The sequence below is a fragment of the Paraburkholderia sp. MM5482-R2 genome (genome assembly GCF_050436125.1).
GTDB classification, from domain to species: Bacteria; Pseudomonadota; Gammaproteobacteria; order Burkholderiales; family Burkholderiaceae; genus Paraburkholderia; species Paraburkholderia tuberum.
The window spans coordinates 2687405-2704406 of the sequence record NZ_JBNDLP010000003.1; the positions used below are offsets into that span (position 1 = coordinate 2687405).

General features: G+C 60.7%; 13 protein-coding genes and 2 pseudogenes. 5 read left to right on the forward strand and 10 right to left on the reverse strand.

The features are described 5' to 3' along the window. Positions 1 to 11: 11 nt before the first annotated feature. The 3 genes from OKW37_RS34315 to OKW37_RS34325 are packed head-to-tail and all read right to left on the reverse strand — an operon-like array spanning position 12 to position 3584. A complete protein-coding gene (locus OKW37_RS34315; protein WP_429403587.1) occupies positions 12 to 1013 on the reverse strand; it encodes a 4-hydroxythreonine-4-phosphate dehydrogenase PdxA in 1002 nt (333 codons plus the stop codon). A gap of 23 nt (positions 1014 to 1036) precedes the next feature. After that, positions 1037 to 2212, reverse strand: coding sequence for an L-rhamnonate dehydratase (locus OKW37_RS34320; protein ID WP_090809205.1), 1176 nt, complete (start codon positions 2210 to 2212; stop codon positions 1037 to 1039). A gap of 31 nt (positions 2213 to 2243) precedes the next feature. Beyond that, entirely contained in the window at positions 2244 to 3584 is a 1341-nt protein-coding gene (locus OKW37_RS34325) for an MFS transporter (protein ID WP_429403588.1), read from the reverse strand. 137 nt (positions 3585 to 3721) lie between these two features. Between OKW37_RS34325 and OKW37_RS34330 the strand changes: the two genes are divergently transcribed. After that, a complete protein-coding gene (locus OKW37_RS34330; RefSeq protein WP_429352346.1) occupies positions 3722 to 4657 on the forward strand; it encodes a LysR family transcriptional regulator in 936 nt (311 codons plus the stop codon). On the opposite strand, the gene OKW37_RS34335 is transcribed toward OKW37_RS34330, so the two are convergent. Continuing rightward, a complete protein-coding gene (locus tag OKW37_RS34335; RefSeq protein WP_429403589.1) occupies positions 4632 to 5969 on the reverse strand; it encodes an MFS transporter in 1338 nt (445 codons plus the stop codon). The genes OKW37_RS34330 and OKW37_RS34335 overlap by 26 nt on opposite strands. A 307-nt stretch (positions 5970 to 6276) precedes the next feature. Between OKW37_RS34335 and OKW37_RS34340 the strand changes: the two genes are divergently transcribed. The 3 genes and pseudogenes from OKW37_RS34340 to OKW37_RS34350 all read left to right on the forward strand — a co-directional run bounded on the left by OKW37_RS34340 (position 6277) and on the right by OKW37_RS34350 (position 8241). After that, the gene (locus tag OKW37_RS34340) at positions 6277 to 6603 is read left to right on the forward strand and encodes a hypothetical protein (protein ID WP_429403590.1); all 327 of its coding nucleotides are present in this window, start codon (positions 6277 to 6279) and stop codon (positions 6601 to 6603) included. A gap of 80 nt (positions 6604 to 6683) precedes the next feature. Next, positions 6684 to 6863 (forward strand): annotated as a pseudogene (locus OKW37_RS34345) (LysR family transcriptional regulator); the annotation flags it as partial. 385 nt (positions 6864 to 7248) lie between these two features. Beyond that, the gene (locus OKW37_RS34350) at positions 7249 to 8241 is read left to right on the forward strand and encodes an IS5 family transposase (protein WP_090812378.1); all 993 of its coding nucleotides are present in this window, start codon (positions 7249 to 7251) and stop codon (positions 8239 to 8241) included. 475 nt (positions 8242 to 8716) lie between these two features. On the opposite strand, the gene OKW37_RS34355 is transcribed toward OKW37_RS34350, so the two are convergent. The 5 genes and pseudogenes from OKW37_RS34355 to OKW37_RS34375 all read right to left on the reverse strand — a co-directional run bounded on the left by OKW37_RS34355 (position 8717) and on the right by OKW37_RS34375 (position 13851). Then, positions 8717 to 9118 (reverse strand): hypothetical protein, encoded by a 402-nt coding sequence (locus tag OKW37_RS34355; protein WP_184067495.1) that lies wholly within the window; start codon positions 9116 to 9118, stop codon positions 8717 to 8719. 329 nt (positions 9119 to 9447) lie between these two features. After that, positions 9448 to 9782 (reverse strand): annotated as a pseudogene (locus tag OKW37_RS34360) (hypothetical protein). Between the two features lie 36 nt (positions 9783 to 9818). Next, positions 9819 to 10904, reverse strand: a complete 1086-nt coding sequence (locus tag OKW37_RS34365; RefSeq protein WP_429403591.1) for a sugar-transfer associated ATP-grasp domain-containing protein — start codon at positions 10902 to 10904, stop codon at positions 9819 to 9821. Positions 10905 to 10906: 2 nt separating this feature from the next. Next, the gene (locus OKW37_RS34370; protein ID WP_429510040.1) at positions 10907 to 12289 is read right to left on the reverse strand and encodes an undecaprenyl-phosphate glucose phosphotransferase; all 1383 of its coding nucleotides are present in this window, start codon (positions 12287 to 12289) and stop codon (positions 10907 to 10909) included. Between the two features lie 41 nt (positions 12290 to 12330). After that, positions 12331 to 13851 carry a mannose-1-phosphate guanylyltransferase/mannose-6-phosphate isomerase gene (locus OKW37_RS34375; protein WP_429403592.1) on the reverse strand — a complete coding sequence of 507 codons (1521 nt, stop codon included), beginning with the start codon at positions 13849 to 13851 and terminating at the stop codon, positions 12331 to 12333. A 634-nt stretch (positions 13852 to 14485) separates the two neighbouring features. Here OKW37_RS34375 and OKW37_RS34380 point away from each other — a divergent pair. Further along, positions 14486 to 15793 (forward strand): O-antigen ligase family protein, encoded by a 1308-nt coding sequence (locus OKW37_RS34380; RefSeq protein ID WP_429403593.1) that lies wholly within the window; start codon positions 14486 to 14488, stop codon positions 15791 to 15793. Here OKW37_RS34380 and OKW37_RS34385 read toward each other — a convergent pair. Further along, on the reverse strand, positions 15769 to 16959 hold the full coding sequence (locus OKW37_RS34385; protein ID WP_429403594.1) for a glycosyltransferase family 4 protein: 1191 nt from the start codon (positions 16957 to 16959) through the stop codon (positions 15769 to 15771). The two genes, OKW37_RS34380 and OKW37_RS34385, sit on opposite strands and share 25 nt — an antisense overlap. Positions 16960 to 17002 lie beyond the last annotated feature (43 nt).

Below are 17002 nucleotides of genomic sequence, written 5' to 3' on the forward strand. Positions count from 1 at the left end.
GTGAACAGGCCCTAGTTCACGCGCTCGGTCGCCATCCGCGTGACGATGTCGAACGCCTTCTGCGTCGCGCCGACGTCGGCCTTGCCCTGGCCGTGGATGTCGAACGCGGTGCCGTGCGCGGGCGTCGCGATCGGAATCGGCAAGCCGCCGTGCACGGTTACGCCGCGCCAGAAACCCATCAGCTTCATCGCGATCTGGCCTTGATCGTGGTACATCGTGACGACGCCGTCGAAGGCCTTCTGGTCGCGCGCGCGCACGAAGATCGTGTCGGCGGGAAACGGTCCCTGCGCGTCGTAGCCGAGCTTGCGCGCGGCCTCGACGGCCGGCGCGATCACGTCGATCTCCTCGCGGCCGAACGCGCCGTTGTCGCCGTTGTGCGGATTGAAACCACATACCGCGATACGCGGCTGCGGATGGCCGGCTCGCTTCAGGCCTTCGTGAATCAGCCGCACCGCGCCGACGATGCGCTCCTCCGACAACTTCGCGCTGACGTCCTTCAACGCCATATGCGAGGTCACGCGCGAAGTCCATAGCTCGTCGAGCACGTTGAACTCGCAGAAGCTGCCCGTGTAGCCGAGCTGCTTCGCGAACCACTCCATCTCGTCGCCGGTTTCCATGCCGGCCAGATGCAGCGAGGTCTTGTTGACCGGCGCGAACAGCATGCCTTGGGTGACGTTGCTTTGCGTCAGCGCGAGCGCGTGCCTGAACGCGGCGAGACTATAGCGGCCGCCGTGTTCGGTCGCCACCGCACGCTCGAAAGCTTGATCGCCGGGCAGACGGAAATCGATCAGCGACGGCACGCCGTCGCGTTGAAACGCGGCATGCGCATCTTCGACCACGTCGTAATCGAAGCGCTGCTGCGCGATCTTCATGCCGGTTTCGAGCTCGCGCCGCTCGCCGATGATCAGCAGCTCCGCGCGCGCGCGGTTCGCCCGCTGCGCGAACAGACGCGCGATCAGCTCGGGACCGATACCGGCCGGGTCGCCAAGAAGGACTGCGATGCGTGGCTTCATGTGCTTTCCTCGGATCGGTCCACTCATTCGACGATGTTGAAGTCGGCAAGATACTTGTCGCTCAACTTGATGCCAAGACCCGGCACGTCGTCCGACAGTTGCAGATAGCCATTTTCCGGCTGCGGCTCGCCTTCGAAGATGTAGTAGAACAATTCGTTGCCAACTTCGACATCGAACACCGGGAAGAACTCCGACATCGGGCTCGCGGTGCTCGACATCGTCAGATGATAGTTGTGCATCTGTCCCGCATGCGGAATCACCGGCACCGACCACGCTTCGGCCATCGCGTTGATCTTGCGCGCCGCCGTGATCCCGCCCACGCGATTCGTGTCGTACTGGATCACGTCGATCGCGCGGCGTTCGAGCAGATCCTTGAAGCCATAGCTCGTGAACTCATGCTCGCCACCCGACACCGGCATCAGGTTCATCTTCTTCAACTCCTGATAGCCTTCGACGTCGTCGCCGATCACCGGCTCCTCGATCCAGCGTGGATTGAATTCGGCGAGGCGCGGCAGCATTCTGCGCGCGTATTCGAGCGTCCAGCCCATATAGCATTCGAGCATGATGTCGACTTCGTCGCCGACCAGTTCACGCAACAGACGCACCTGTTCGATGTTCTTCGCCATGCCTTTCGGGCCGTCTTTCGGACCGTAGCCGAAGCGCATCTTCATCGCGGTGAAGCCGCTGTCCAGATAGCTTTCCGCTTCGCCGAGGAAAGCGTCGCGATCATCGTTGTTGTAAAGCTTCGATGCATAGCACCAGATCTTTTCTTTCGTGCGCCCGCCGAGCAGCTTGAACACCGGCTTTTTCACGGCCTTGCCCATGATGTCCCACAGCGCGATATCGATCGCGGAGATCGCCGCCATGCCGATGCCTTTGCGGCCCCACGCGAGCGTGCGGCGATACATCTTCTGCCAGATGTATTCGTTGTCGAACGGGTCTTCGCCGATCGCGATCGGCGCGAGGTATTCGTCGATGATCTGCTTCGCGATGCGCGGCGCGAGCGCGCAATTGCCGATGCCCACGGTGCCGTCGTCGCATTCGACTTCGACGACGAGCCAGCCGTGAAAGCGGAACGACCCCATCGCATCGCCACGCTCGTACAGAATATCGACCGCGTTCGTGCAGAAATGCGCTTGCGGCGGCACGACTTTGCCTTTCCACTCGAAAACACGCGTTCGGATATGCTTGATTTTCATGTTCGACGATTTCCTTCAGAGAATCAGAGAGTCAGTGGCCCGGGCGTTCGCCGAGCGGGCCGCTGCGATGAGAGACGGAATGGGAGGCGGCAGGGGCGAAGCGGAACGTCAGCAGCAGCAATGCGCCGATCAGGCCGACCACCGCGAGCGAGAACATACCCGCCTGCGAAGAGCCGAGCGCGCGCTCGGCCAGCCCCTTCAGATTCGGCGCGACGAAGCCGCCCAGATTGCCGATCGAATTGATCAACGCGATGCCGCCCGCGGCCGCGGCGCCGCCCAGATAACCGGTGGGCAGCGTCCAGAACAATGGCTGCACGCAGACGAAACCGATGGCGGCGAAACAGAAGGCGGCAATCGCAAGCGTGACCGACGACGTCATCGCCGACGCGGCAATGCCGAACGCCGCGAGCGCGAGCATCGCCGCGGCCCAGATACGGTGATGACCGTGGCGGTCGGCGTAGCGCGTCACCCAGAACGTGCCGATGATCGCGGCGATCCACGGAATCGCTGTCAGCATTCCGACCTCGACGCCGACATGGCCGCCGCTTGCGAGCCCGGCGATGCGGGTTGGCAGATAGAACACGACGCCGTACACGCTCATCTGCACCGCGAAGTAGATCAGGCCGCAGAACAGTACGCGCGAATCGCGCAGCGCCGCGAGCACCGAAGCCGGACCATGCGCGAGCTTCTGGCGGTCTTCCTGGCGCAACGCATGATCGAGCGCGTCACGCTCTTCGGCATCGAGCCAGTGCGCCTGCACGGGCCGGTCGGTCAGATAGAAGTAAGCGACGACACCCACCACCGACGCCGCCAGCCCCTCGACGACGAACAGCCATTGCCACGGATGCATGCCGAACGGATTGCCCGCATCGAGCAGCAGACCCGAGATCGGGCTGCCGAGCAGGAGGGCGAGCGGGAAGCCGAAATAGAACATGCCCATCGTCTGCGAGCGCGTTTTGGCGGGAAACCAGTTCGACAGGGACAGGATGATGCCGGGAAAGAAACCGGCTTCGGCGATGCCGAGCAGCGTGCGCAGCACATAGAAGCTCGTGGCGCTGTCGACGAAGGCGGTGCACGCGGACACGATGCCCCACGTGACCATGATGCGGCTCATCCAGATGCGCGCGCCGAAGCGGTACATCAGCAAGTTGCTCGGTACTTCGAACACCGCATAGCCGACGAAGAAAATGCCGGCGCCGAACGCGAACGCCGCATCGCTCAAGCCCGTGTCGGCCTGCAGCACGTTCTTCGCGAAGCCGACGTTCGCGCGGTCGATGAACGCCAGTACGTACATCAGGATCAGAAAAGGCAGCAGCCTCGTGCGCGCTTTGGTAATCGCGCTGTCGAGCGCGGGGCTCGCGGTCATCGTCATGCGTCGTCTCCGGTTTTGTCTTGTCAACGCGAACGGCGTTGCGATTGGCCGTCCTGCGATAACCGCTAGTGTGCGAAACTATCCGATAACTGACCACTGAATAATTCGAATCGGTCGATTCGCTAAAGTTATCGCTCATGATCCCGCCCGCCTCCACCATTCGCAAACGCTTGCGCCTGCGTCATCTGCAACTGATGGTCGCGCTGTCGGAAACGGAATCGCTGCGGCGTGCCGCCGACGATCTCGCGATGACCCAGCCCGCCGCGACCAAGGCCTTGCAGGAACTGGAGGACACGCTCGGCGTATCGCTGTTCGTGCGCCATGCGCGCGGCATGGAGCCGACGATCTTCGGCGAGGCCGTGATGCGCTATGCGCGCGTCGTGTTCCAGGATCTCGACGAGCTGCGCGAGGAGTTGGCCGGCATCGAGGCCGGCGACATCGGCAAGGTGCGCATCGGCGCGGTGATGGCGCCGTCGCCCGAATTGCTGACGCACACGATCGTCAAGCTGAAGGAAGCGCACCCGCGCCTGCAGATGGCGGTCACGATCGACACCAGCGACGTGCTCGTGCAGTCGCTGCAACAGGATCAGCTCGATATCATGATTGGCCGGATTCCCGATGGTTTTCCGGCGCTCGATCTGAGCTTCGAGACGTTGGCGGAAGAGGCGCTGTCGATCGTCGTGCGGCCCGATCATCCGGCCGTGAAAACAGGCAAGCAAACGGGCACGCGGCCGAAGCTCACGGACCTCGCGCGCTATCCGTGGATCATCCAGCCGCATCCGAGCCCGATGCGCCAGGTCATCGATCAAACGTTTCGCGAGTCGCGCGTTGCGCCGCCGGTCAGCACGGTCGAGACGTCGTCGATTCTGACCACGCTGTCGTTGCTGCGCGACTCGGACATGCTCGCCGTGCTGCCGAGTTCGGTCGCGCAGTACTACGTCGCGCTCGATGCGATCGCCGCGATCGCGACGCCGCTACGCGGCCGGCTCGCACCGTATGGGCTGATTCTGCGCAGAAACCGGCGCATCACGCCGGCGATGCAACTGGTCATCGATTCGATTCGCGCGGCGTGAGGTTTTCTGCGAAGCGCAATTCGCCGCCCGCATTGATGTCCGCGAGATCCGGGTGAGCGCGAGCCGCGTCGAGCGGAATATCCGGCCGCATGAAGAAGGTCGCGACGATGCCGAGCGCGAGCAGTCCGAGCGAGCCCGCGAACGGCAGCGTCCAGCTACCCGTGCGGTCCACGATCAGGCCGAACACGATCGGCGTGAAAATCCCCGCAACCGCCGAGCCCGCATTCACGAGCCCGCTCGCGACACCGACGTGCCGCGGGCAGATGTCCATCGGCACGGCCCAGATCGGCCCGATCGTCATTTCGAGGAAGAAGAACGACAGGCTCATGCACGCTGCCATGACCGGCAGCGACTTCACGACCATCACCGGCGCGAGGAACACCAAAGCGCCGAGAAACGCGCAGATGATCACGTTGCGGCGCGCCGCGACGACGTTGCGCGTACGCTTCAACACGCGGTCGCTGAGCACGCCGCCCGCGGTATTGCCGACCACGCCGGACAGAAACACGCCCGCGGAGAACATCGCCGAGCTTTTCAGATCGAGGCCGCGACCGTGCATGAAGAACGTGGGCAGCCAGGTGAAGAACAGCCAGCCGGTCCAGCCGTAGCAGAAGTAGACGAGCATCGTTGGTGCGATGCGTTTGAGCAGACGCCGCCACGGCGTGGGCTCGCGCGTCGCTTCGACCGCGAATTGACGGACCGGCGGCAATTGCGTTTCCTGCTCCGCGGTCATATGGCGATGCTTGCGCGGGTCGTCGGTGAAATACCATGCGTAGACCACGACCCACACGAACGTCAGCGCGCCGACCGCGAGAAACGACACCCGCCACGACGAATACGCGACCAGCAGCGCGATCAGCGGCGGCGTAATCGCATTGCCGAGCCGCGAGAACGAATGCGTGAGGCCTTGCACGTAGCCGCGCCGGTTCGAGGGGAACCAGTTGGTCAGCGCCCGCGCCTGCGCGGGCAGCGCCGCGCCTTCGCCGATGCCGAGCAGCAGCCGCGCGCCGAACAGCGACGCGAGCCCGCCCGCGAGACCGGTCGCGACCGTCGCGACGATCCAGATGCTTGCGCAGGTCACGAGCGTGAGCTTCGCGCCGAAGCGGTCGCTGACCCAGCCGCCGATCACCTGGCACAGCGCGTACGTGTATGCGAACGCGGCGAACACGAGGCCGACGTTGGTATTGCTCAGATGCAGATCGTCGCGGATCAGCCCGGCCGCCGCCGACAGGTTGACGCGATCGAGATACAAGATGAACGACATCGCGCACATGAGTGCGAGAACCGCCCGGCTGACCTTGGGTCGCAGCATCGTCTCCTCCGGATTGTCGCGTGAGCCCGCGCCGATGCTCTGACGGTGGCGTCCGCTATGGCCTGTTTTGTGCGCACATTATCAGAAGCCGGGTGATAGTTGACCAATGAATTGTTTGGATACAGCGATCACTGGAGGTTATCGCTTTCATCCTTCGCCCATAGCCGAGCGTTGACTGTCAGGTATAGATTGGGGCTCCATGCGACCGACCCGCAGTACGGCGCAAAACTGATCAGCATCATTCGCTCACGCCATCTCGATCAATATGACGTCCGGTAGAACAGACAAAACCTTGAGGACACGATTGGTGACCTTCGCTCCGCTTCTCGCCAGCGTGCACGCAATGGCATCGGGGCAGACGACCGCCACAGCGGATCAGGCAGCGGACCGGGCAGCGAAAGTTACCCAGAGCCACCATCTATCCTCCAACCGCACCCAATGCCTGATGTTCGACGTATCCGATGAGAAGCGCTATTTCATCGTCGGGGTTCATGAGAAACACACCCCCGAATGCGGTGGCGATCCGGCTACCGCACCGGTGCTGTTCTTCCTGAAGATACGCAAGCGAGATGGCTACGTCGTCACCAATCATCGTGACGGGGATCATTTCGCGCCGCTCCCGCCGAAACAATGATCCCGGACCCGCCACCACCACGGCGGGTTCCGCCTCTGTTGCCTCGCACCCCGCACTGGTTGTGCTCGCTCTTGCCCAGCATGAACCTCGGGGCTCTACAGTGCTTCGTCATTCTCGCGGAGGTACTCAACTTCAGCCGCGCCGAGAAGCGGCTGCATACCGCGAAGCCCGCGCTGAGCCAGCAGATCCGCTCGCTCGACGAACTGCTCGGCACGCGGCGGCGTCGACCGCACGCGGCGGATCGACTCAATCACAACTTAACGCACATTGGATGTAAGCGCTATTGACCCGTACAACACTTGTTAGGACAATCGGGCTCAAACGATATTTCAACACGCCGGCCGTTTTCGACATCGTTCTTCGAATAGACGCGCGAACTGGTCTTTACCGTTCCACGCAAGAAGCCAAATTGATCCAGCACCGCTTTACCCGCTATCAGGCGAGCTTGGGCCAACTGGGTTGCGTTCTGTTCGCGTTCCTCAGCATGCCCACTTACTAGCGTTGTTTCCCTGGTTTTGTGATTCGCATATGTAATCTTTTGATCGACTACCCAGTTAGGGAAGCGCTGATTTATTCAGCTCGGTGGTCATCGTTGGCGTAGCTGAGGACGTTATAGAAGGCAACTCACGGAACAGACTCACACTGATGAAGAGGCAGATCGGCTTCGCCGAAGCGGAAATTGCAGGCAAGAAGCGAGTGACGAGGCGCCAACGCTTCCTCGCCGAGATGGAGAAGGTCGTTCCGTGGCAGCGCTTGCTGTCGGCAATCGAGCCGCACTATCCGAAGGGCACGCGAGGCCGCCCGCCGATTGGCCTGGAGCGAATGCTGCGAATCTACTTCCTGCAACAGTGGTACGGGCTGTCGGACGAAGGACTGGAAGACGCGCTGTATGACAGCATCGCGCTGCGAGCCTTCGCCGGCATCGATCTGGCAGTTGAGAACGTGCCTGATGCGACCACGCTGTTGAAATTCCGGCGCCTGCTGATCGAACACGAACTGACACGGAAGTTGTTCGACGAGATTGGCATCTCGCTGTGCGAGCGTGGGCTGATGATGAAGGAAGGCACGCTGGTTGACGCAACGATCATTGAAGCGCCGCCGTCGACCAAGAACGCCGGGAAGAGTCGTGACCCGGAAATGCATCAGACGAAGAAGGGAAACGAATGGCACTTTGGAATGAAAGCCCACATTGGCGTCGATGCCGATTCGGGCCTGATCCACAGTGTGGTTGGCACATCGGCCAACGTGTCGGATGTATCGCAAGCGCATGCCCTGCTGCACGGACATGAAGAGCAGGCGTTCGCCGACGCGGGCTACATTGGCGTAGACAAGCGCGAGGAAATGGCGGGCAAGACCGTGAAGTGGCACGTCGCTGCCAAGCGGGGAAAGATCAAGGCGATGCAGGACGGGGCGCTGAAGAACCTGGTGATCGCGGTCGAGCGAACCAAGGCGCAGATCCGGTCGCGGGTTGAGCATCCATTCCATATCGTCAAGAACCTGTTTCACCATCGCAAGACGCGATACAAGGGCTTGGCCAAGAACACCGCGCAACTGTTCAGCCTGTTCGCTCTTGCGAATCTGGTGATTGCGCGAAATCTGTCGCGATCGGTCCATGGGAGCAATCCGTCATGCGTATAAAAAATGCGAGCAGGGAGCCTCGTTTGCGCGTCCAATTCACCGAGTTGAGCATCGATTCGCTTCGTCATCCGGAAAATTCGACGGCATCTCGTCTGCAACTTGGGCAGTTGGTCCATTGATCAGCGCTTCCTTAGCAAGCCTTAAAACCTCATCAACGGAGATAACGGCACTATTTGGTGGAAAGTAGATATCGAAATTCTCGCCAGGCATACATGCAAAAACATGTCCCGATATCAGAGCCGAAATGATGACGTAAAGTTTACGCATTGTAGATAACGTATCCGGCGATGCTGTCAGCGTTATCGATTGCCTGTTCGGGATTCGTTCCTGCCCACGAAAGGCACTCGTTCATGAAGAGCACCAGTGTGTACCTCGAACCATTCTTCATTTTCGTCGGTCTTGAACCCGTATTTATTCCGATCATCAAAATCATTCATCCCTGATTGCCTCCGCAATATAAAACCTCAAGCTCGATTCAAAAATGGTCGCGATACGCTCGGTTTGCCCCTTGCGCATTCGTAGTTCCCGTTTTCACCCGCTCACCGTCAAGAATGATCCGGTAACGCACATTAGCGAGCGGTTTGCCGTCGCGATCTTTGAGCGCGTATTGCTCGTCGTGAGTGAAACGCTTCGACGCTGGCTCTGGCGCTGCCTTGCGTCCGCGGCAATCGCACGCCCATGCGTAACCGAGGGCTTCGGCCATATCGTAACCGTTTGAATACGACCGAAGCCTATCCAGCCGAAACCATTCGCCGGTTTCGACGTTCAGAGCCATGGCGGACGGCATTGGCGGGAAGTTTGAATATATTGAATATGTCACGCGGCAAAGCTGGCATTCTTCCTTGCCCCCGGCGTCTTCCTGTTTCTGTTGCTCCATTTGACCTCTGCTGGTTTTCCAGAACACACCCGACGAATTAACCATCTAAAACGAATCACAGTCAATGACTTTAATCTGAGATAAAACCGTTTTTACAGATACTCACAATCGTTGCGGGTATCTGATTTTCGGGTCCATCTTTCCGGTATCGCCGCTCAACAAGAAAAGACGGCATTGAGCCGCCTTCTCCGTCAGTGATCGACGCCGGTCAGTGCCAGCGAGAACCGCTGCCGCGCCCGCCGGTGTCAGTCGTCGGTTGGGAAGCCTCTCGGCTGATCTGATCGAGGACGTGCCACTGCCCGCATAACGCGGTTTGCCATAGCCGCGCTTCACGCATCGTCCTTCCCCGTGCGCGCGACGCTCAGCAGTTCTCTAACGCGTCGCGCGGATTCGACAACGGGCCGCCGGACCGCGCGACGGCCTGCTGTCTGTGTGGCATACGTTGCAGATCGTGCCAGTCGTCATCGAGCGCTCTTGCGTGAGCGTCCGCGCCATACGGCCATTCGACCACCACCGCGCGCAAGCGGGCGGCGCGCGAGCTTCTGTCGGCGCGATCGATATACGCATTGATCTGCGACGCCTCGTACCGCGCCGATTCCTCCGAATCCACGGCAATGAAGTCGTTCAGTCCTTCGATATGGACGCACCATAACTGTTCGCTCACGTCGCGTCTCCCACTACGTTTTTTTGGCCTGCCCGATCAGCCCAGTGACAGCCGTGCAAACTCAGGTTCGGCCCTCAGCCGTTCCCAGTTCAGATCAGCGAAGCACGGGCCTTGCGTCGCCTCGCTGAATTTGACGTCGTTGTGCTTGCCGTTCCACTCCATCACCTTGACCTGGCCGTTCGCGTCGACCGCGAGATCCCAGCCGATGCAGCGCGCAAACGGAATCTTCCTGTGCAGGCGTAGCACGGTGGCCACGCATTTCTCGAAACATGGGATCTTCAGGCCCGCAAAGCGCGCGCCCGAGTCTGGATGCGCGTCCACCGCGGCCCAATCGCTCATATACCCCTCGTCGCACAGTTCGCCCGTTTCGAGTTCGACCGGCACGCATATCTCGCGATCGCTCAGCACATGCGTATCGTCCGCTCTGCCGAGTCGCAAGTAGCAGGCCCGAATGGAAATGCGACCGGCCTCGTCCACCACGGTCGTGAAGCGCAATGTCGCCACCGGCTTCGCAGCAAACGTAGCGAACAGACTGTGCTGGTTGATGAACGTCTGAATCACGCCATTGCCGAGCGACCTGATGACCGCGGGGTCGAAGTTGGCACGGTCGAAGAAGTAGACACCGTTGCCCTGTCCGGAACCGTCGAGCTTGAATACGACGCGTTCGGTATGCTCGAACACGACGTCTGTCAGATCGCGCTCGGGCACCACGACGCCTTTGTCGGTAAAGAACAGCCCATTGGCAAAGTACGCGACGTCCGGCAATTCGTCGCCGTCGAAGATCAGCCGTGAAATCGGCTTGAGGCTCGAAATCTTGCCGTACCAGCCTTGCATTTGCGGCACGACGACGATGCCGTAGTAGTTGTCCGGAATCCAGCCTTCCTTGAAGGTGCCGCAAAACGCGGTATAAACGCGCAGCCAGGGTGCGTAGACCGGGTCGCCGAACACGTCTCGCGCATAGGTGTCCGCGAGCCGCAGCTTGTTCGGATCGGTCTTGCCATACCTGCTTTCGAGTCGCTCCAATATTTTTCTCGCCTGCAATTCGTGATCGTGGTGAAAGCGGTAAAGCGAGACCCGCTTCGCAGATCGTCTTACTATATTTTCAACTCCGGATAGCATCATGCTCAGTACGCGTTTGGATGATGAAGCCCCTTGAAAATCGTGGCCAGAATGATCTTCATGTCGAGCCAGAACGACCAGTTGCGCAGGTAGTACAGATCGTGTGCGACGCGGCCCTCCATCTTTTCCAGACGATCGGTTTCGCCGCGATAGCCGTTGATCTGCGCCCACCCGGTAATGCCGGGTTTGATCCGATAACGGTGGATATAGCCCGATACGATGTTCTGATAGAGATCGTCGTGTTCCAGCGCATGCGGGCGCGGCCCCACCACCGACATATCGCCGCGCAACACGTTGAAGAACTGCGGTAGTTCGTCGAGACTCGTGCGGCGCAGGAACGCGCCGACGGTCGTGATGCGTGGATCGTCGCGCGTGGCCTGTTCGAGAATGCCCGGCTTCTGCTCGTGCAGGCGCATCGTGCGGAACTTGTAGATCGTAAATACGCGGCCGTCGGCGCCTTTGCGACACTGCGTGAAGAACACCGGCCCGCGCGAACTCAGTTTGACGGCGATCGCGCAGCCCAGCAGTATCGGCGAGATCGCGATCAACGCGACGAGCGCGAACAGACGATCGAACAGGTCTTTTTGCACCAACGCCTTCGGCGGCAGCGGCGACGCGGCAAGATTGATCGTCGGCAAGCCGAGCAACTCGGTCATGCTGCCTTCGAACAGCGCAAGCGAGCGCACGTCGGGCATGAAGCGCACATTGATCAGGTCGTTGCGAAACTCCGCCACCAGCTTGAGAATCGCGCGCTCCTCGGTGAGCGGCAGCGCCAGCCACACTTCGCCGATCTGCTGTTCGCGCACGTAGCGAGCGAACGCACCCTGTTCTTCGAAGACCTGCACCGACGAGCGCGGCGCAATGCAGCAGCCGGGGTGCAGGTTATACAGCGCATTCGCGCGAAAGCCGGCCGCGGGCGACGTCTCGATCTTATGGATGATCTCGTCGCAATGTTCGCCGCACGCCGCCACCGCGACCTGCTGCAAGTTCATCCCCGCATGACGCATGCGCCCAAGCAACGCATGCGTGACCAGCCGGCCGGCCATCATTGCCGCGCCCGAAATGCCGGTCCAGTACACGAACCAGAGTCGCGACACGAAATCGATCCGGTGCAGCGAGAACATCAGCACCATCGCGCAGGCCTGCACGACGAGCCAGCCGAGCGCCACCTGGCTCGCCAGCACTCTTTTCGAGCGGCCACGCCACGATTGGTAGACGCCGAGCGCCGGAAAGACCGCGAGAGCGAACGCCGCGGCAAAAGCGACGAAGGCGAAATAAAAGCTCCGTTGCGAGCCGCCGTCGAAGCGGATCTGGGAGGCCGCAAATGCCCCAGCCACGATCATCGCGACGTCGAACGCTCTCGCCAGTAGACCAGTCAGCAATCGCATCACAGCCCCCTCATAGGACGTAGCAGGTCGACTCCGTCGCATCAGCCACAACGCCCGTACTTGTCGTCGAAACGAACGATGTCGTCTTCGCCGAGATAAGTACCCGACTGCACCTCGATGATCTGCAGCGGCACGCGGCCCGGATTTTCGAGCCGATGGCGAACACCCAACGGGATATAGGTCGATTCGTTTTCGCCAAGAAGAAACTGCTCTTGCCCGCGCGTGACGTGTGCGGTTCCACACACCACGACCCAATGCTCGGCGCGATGATGATGCATCTGCAACGACAGACGGCCGCCGGGCATCACGACGATGCGCTTCACCTGAAAGCGCTCGCCATGATCGATCGAGTCGTAAAAGCCCCAGGGGCGACGCACTTTTCTGTGCGCATCGGCCTCCGGCGACTTCTCGGCCCTGATCCGCGACACGAGTCCCTTGATATCCTGCACATGCGAGCGATCCGCGACGAGCACCGCGTCGTCGGTCTCGATCACGATCATGTTGTTGGTGCCGACGCAGGCGAGAAGCCTGCCTCCTTGCGAGCGTGCGTAGGTCGCGGTGGCCCCTTCGAACAGCACGCGCCCGCTGGCCGCGTTGCCGCAGTCGTCCTTCTCCATCGCTTGCCATACGGCATCCCACGAGCCGAGATCGGACCAGCCTGCTTCGAGCGGCACCACCACGCCGGAAAACGCCGACTCCGGTTTGCCAAGCTGTTCCATCACCGCATAGTCGATCGAGTCGGACGGCGAACCCAGGAACCCCTCGGCGTCCGGCATGATGCATTCTTCAGTCTTCTTCGCGTCGCGGTATGCCTGAACGCAGGCCGCGTGCATGTCCGGCTGAAACTGCTCGATGACGGAGAGCCAAACCGACGCTCGCACGACGAAGATGCCGCTATTCCACCAGTAATTGCCCGACGCGACGTACTGGGCCGCGAGTTCCGTCGCGGGCTTCTCGACGAAGCGCTCGATGCGGCGCGCGCCGTCTGGCAACGCGTCGCCGAGCCGGATATAACCGAAGCCCGTGTCGGGCCGTTCGGGCGGTACGCCTAGCGTGACGATCGCGCCATCGCGCGCATGCCTCGCGGCGATGTCCAGCGCGTGGTGAAGCGCTTCGAGATTCGCGATCGCATGGTCGGCGGGCATTGCGACCAGAATGGCGTCTTCGTCTTCCGCGCATGCCGTCAACGCGGCAAGCGTCAATGCCGGCGCCGTATCGCGACGCGCGGGTTCGACCACGATCCGCGCGGTCACGCCGATCTCGCGCGCCTGCTCGTAAGTGGCGAAATAATGTTCGGTTCCGCAGACGATCACGGGATCGGCCGCGACGTTCCATGCGCCATCAAAACCCGCCATGCGCCCCATGGTTGCTTGCAGCAAAGTCTGATTGCCGATCACGTCGATCAGTTGTTTTGGAAACTGTTCGCGCGACACCGGCCACAACCGGGTGCCGGAACCACCGGCGAGAATCACCTGCACGAGCGTCGGCAACTCCGCCTCGGCAGAATCCTGTCGTATCGTTTCGACATCCGCTGCGGCTGCTGCCGCGGTAACCTTGCCCATCGCTCACTCCTTCGCATTGAAACCGGCTCGGGAACGCGTTTCCCTCGAGGACACCGCATAACGCGGTGTGCCGCGATCCACGCAAATACCGTCTGATGTGATTCATGACAGGGCGTGCGCGTCAAACGGACCAGACCAGTAGTTCGGTTCGCAGTGAAAGATGCATGCGCCTACGGCGAATCCGGCTCGATCGGGAAGTACGGAAACGACTGGCCGAATCGCAATGGTCTGCTCGACAACGACGACCGGAAAACGATTGAAACGAAAGATCGAATGCGGCAAACGACCTGCATCGGATCTAGTCGACATCGTGCCCCGATGAATTCATCATAGTTAGACCAGATTGCGACGCAGCCCATCTGGCGCGAAGCGCGGAAGTTTTGGCGGTGCTCGCGGACTGGATTTAACAAGCTTGCGAACGAGCTTGCACTTCTATTGCAGGGCGCACGATTGGAAATAAGCAGCGACACGTGCTACCGTTTAATGAACGTCCCGTGGCATTCATGTCAAAGATAAACAGCGGTGTGATCCCCGCGCGGCCCACACTGTGAGTTTTCCGCTGTTCCAATCTCGCCATCATCCAGCGCATGGGCACAACCCCAACCGGCGCGCCATTCGTTTTTCTGGAGTTGCAATGGCCTATATTTCGCTAGTCGCACTTTTCCTGACGGTCACGAATTTCGTGCCCATCAGTGCGATCGGCTTTGTCCCGTTGCTATTGCTGGCATGGCGCTTTTACGGCCGCAGTTATCCCGCGTTCATCGCGCCGCTTACCGCTTTCACGGTGCTCGCGACCGTCTCGACGCTGCTCTATGATCCGCAGTCGTTCCTCGACTTCGACTTTTATCGGCGCGACGGCAATTTTTTCATTTCCTATGCGCCCATTTTTGCCGGTTTCGTGTATGCGCACCGCTGGGATCTGCACAAGGTACTGCGTGCGCTGTTCATTTTCGCGGTCGTCGTCAATCTGCCGATGTACGTCTACTACATCGCCACGAACGGGCTGTTCAGCATCTTCGTTAATCCGGCCGACAGTTTCGGCAGCTACTTCATTGCGCGCAACGCAGCCGGCGGCTTCCTGGCGATGCTGTTCTGTCTCGGCATAGCGTGCTACCTGCAAAAACGCAGCAAGCTGCTGATCGCGCTGCTCGCCTGCAATGTGCTGATGCTGTTTTCGACCTACAGCCGTGGCTCGCTGCTTGGCGCGGCGGCCGTTCTGCCCTATCTGTACTTTGGCCGCAAGCGCTGGATGCTCGGCACGCTGATAGCCGTGCTGCTGCTCGCCTCGGTCGCCGTCGCGATCTACCATACCCAGCCGAACGTCGACTACATGGGCTATACGTTCGCGATTCACGCCAATGACGCCAAGGTCAACAACCTCGACATTCGCTACGAGTGGTTGTGGCCGCGAGCGCTCGCGTATTTCGTGCAAAGCCCGCTCGTCGGTCTCGGCTTCGGCTCCTTCGACGACCACATCGGCAGCCTCACCTCGTACTTCCATCTGTTCGCGGTGCCGTCCGACATAGTGATCGAGCACAGCGACTCGCACGCTCACAACTCGTATCTGAATATCCTCGCCGAGCTCGGCGTAGTGGGCTTGACGCTGATCCTCGCGTTCTTCTGGAGATTGATCGAGTGGAGCAGGCAGGGGGCGGCGTATGCCGCGTTGGTCGAGGGCGGCCGCCAGTTCGCGGCGTTCCGCTTCGTGGAGATTTCGTCGGTTTGCCTGCTGGTGATGTCGGCAACCGAGCATCGGCTCGTTTCGCCCTCGAATGTATTGATTCTTTCTCTGGTGATCTCGCTGCTGCTAGCCGCGCGTCCGCTGGCGGCCACCGCATTCAGGCCCGGCCCGCGCGGAGCGCGCAAGGCGGGCATCGTGGGCACGCGAGCTGCGCAGCCCGTGCCCCAGCGCCCGACTCAGGGCGTAACGTCGGCAAGATGACGTTCTTCGGCCGGCAGCGACTGACTCGGCGCATAGGGAAGAAACTGTTCGACGCACGCATACGGAAGCCGCGCGTCGACGAAGCCCATCAGGGCCTTCTTGAAGTTTTCCGACGAAAACCGCTCGGCATTCCTGCGGCACACGCGTGCGTCGAATAGGGCTGCGTTGCTCTCGAACCGGGTAACGGCTTCGAGCAACGACGCGGTGCTTTGCTCACCGAAGAAAACCCCGGTGGGTCGCTCGAGCGGCAATCCCACCACTGATTCCAGCGCGCCACCACGGCCGAAGGCGATCACCGGCGTGCCGCATGCCTGCGCTTCGACCACCGAAATGCCGAAGTCTTCTTCCGCCGCGAACACGAACGCGCGCGCGCGCCGCAAATGATCGACCAGCACATCGGACGGCTGATGCCCGAGAATCTGGACGTTGTCGCCGGCCACCGCTTTGATCTTCTTCATCTCGGGACCGTCGCCGATCACGACCAGCTTGCGTTCAGGCGTTTGCGAAAAGGCCTGAACGATCAGATCGATACGCTTATAAGGCACCATCCGCGACGCCGTCACGTAGAAATCCTCTTTCTCCGTACCAATAGGCATGTTCACCAGGTCGACCGGCGGATAGATCACGGTCGATTCGCGCTGATAGGCCTTTCTGATACGCCGCGCAATGAACTGAGAATTCGCGACGAGATGATCGACGCCGTTCGCGGAGCGCGAATCCCAGCCTCGAATGTAATGAAGCAGCACGCGCGCCAACGCGGAGCGCAGCCCTGTGTCGAGATGGGATTCACGCAGGTACTGATGTTGCAGATCCCACGCATAGCGGATCGGCGAATGAATGTAGCTGATATGCATCTGGTTCGGCCCGGTCAACACGCCTTTCGCGACCGCGTGCGAGCTCGAAATGACGAGGTCGTAGCCTGACAGATCCACCTGCTCGATCGCAATCGGCATCAACGGTAGATAGGCGCGGTATCGTCTTCGCGCAAACGGCATCTTCTGGATGAATGACGTGTTGACGGACTTCCCCTTCACGCAATCGCGGTCTTCGAGAAAATCGACAATCGAAAAGACATCCGCATCCGGGAAGCACTCGATGATGTTCTTCAATACTTTCTCGGCGCCGCCGGACACTACCAGCCAATCGTGAACAATAGCGACTTTCACTTCGACCTCCTGTGACAATCCATCCAAACTCCCACACACCCAC

Coding starts and splice junctions, on each gene's coding strand:
- OKW37_RS34370 (WP_429510040.1), bottom strand. CDS start 12,289: ATGCGATTGCTGACTGGTCTACTGGCGAGAGCGTTCGACGTCGCGATG.
- OKW37_RS34365 (WP_429403591.1), bottom strand. CDS start 10,904: ATGATGCTATCCGGAGTTGAAAATATAGTAAGACGATCTGCGAAGCGG.
- OKW37_RS34330 (WP_429352346.1), top strand. CDS start 3,722: ATGATCCCGCCCGCCTCCACCATTCGCAAACGCTTGCGCCTGCGTCAT.
- OKW37_RS34335 (WP_429403589.1), bottom strand. CDS start 5,969: ATGCTGCGACCCAAGGTCAGCCGGGCGGTTCTCGCACTCATGTGCGCG.
- OKW37_RS34315 (WP_429403587.1), bottom strand. CDS start 1,013: ATGAAGCCACGCATCGCAGTCCTTCTTGGCGACCCGGCCGGTATCGGT.
- OKW37_RS34380 (WP_429403593.1), top strand. CDS start 14,486: ATGGCCTATATTTCGCTAGTCGCACTTTTCCTGACGGTCACGAATTTC.
- OKW37_RS34320 (WP_090809205.1), bottom strand. CDS start 2,212: ATGAAAATCAAGCATATCCGAACGCGTGTTTTCGAGTGGAAAGGCAAA.
- OKW37_RS34350 (WP_090812378.1), top strand. CDS start 7,249: ATGAAGAGGCAGATCGGCTTCGCCGAAGCGGAAATTGCAGGCAAGAAG.
- OKW37_RS34375 (WP_429403592.1), bottom strand. CDS start 13,851: ATGGGCAAGGTTACCGCGGCAGCAGCCGCAGCGGATGTCGAAACGATA.
- OKW37_RS34355 (WP_184067495.1), bottom strand. CDS start 9,118: ATGGAGCAACAGAAACAGGAAGACGCCGGGGGCAAGGAAGAATGCCAG.
- OKW37_RS34325 (WP_429403588.1), bottom strand. CDS start 3,584: ATGACGATGACCGCGAGCCCCGCGCTCGACAGCGCGATTACCAAAGCG.